The sequence below is a fragment of the Streptococcus sp. GMD1S genome (genome assembly GCF_000296875.1).
Taxonomy (GTDB): domain Bacteria; phylum Bacillota; class Bacilli; order Lactobacillales; family Streptococcaceae; genus Streptococcus.
The window spans coordinates 1-625 of the sequence record NZ_AJQY01000416.1 but is presented as its reverse complement, the minus strand read 5'-3'; the positions used below and the strand labels follow the sequence as shown (position 1 = coordinate 625).

At 46.1% G+C, this 625-nt stretch carries 1 protein-coding gene; it reads right to left on the bottom strand.

Annotated elements, in window-relative coordinates; genetic code table 11:
• On the bottom strand, positions 1–625 hold a 625-nt coding region (locus tag GMD1S_RS10725), incomplete at both ends, for a tRNA dimethylallyltransferase (protein ID WP_000316279.1).

Genomic DNA, 625 nt, shown 5'->3' with positions numbered 1-625 from the left:
CCTATCTGATAAAAGGTCACCTGCATGCGATTACGGAACCAGGTCAACTGACGCTTGGCAAAACGACGGGTAGCCTGTTTGAGACTCTCACTAGCTTCCTCTAAAGTCTGCTCCCCACGGAAATATGGAAATAGTTCCTTGTAGCCAATTCCTTTGGCTGCCTGCGCATCAGGGTAATGGTCAAAAAGCCACTTGGCCTCATCCAAAAGCCCAGCCTCAAACATTAGATCCACTCGGTTGTTGATACGTTCATAAAGCTGACTACGCTCATCATCTAAGCAGATAATCAGAGGTTCATACAAAGTCTCTTGATTTTCCAAATCCTGACCAAAATGGGCAATCTCCAAGGCACGCATAGCACGACGACGGTTAAACTGGGGAATTTCAAGACCTGCTTGCTCCACGAGATGGGCTAATTCCTCATCTGAATAAGGCTCCAAGCTAGCCCGATAAGCTAAAATCTCCTCATGAGGTGTTTCTCCACCTAGATGGTATCCTTCCAGCAAGCTCTGGATATAAAGCCCTGTACCACCCGCGATAATAGCAAGCTTACCACGGTTATGAATATTCTCAATAGCCTTCTTAGCTTCTGAAACAAAATCAAAAGCCGAGTAAGACTCGGTCA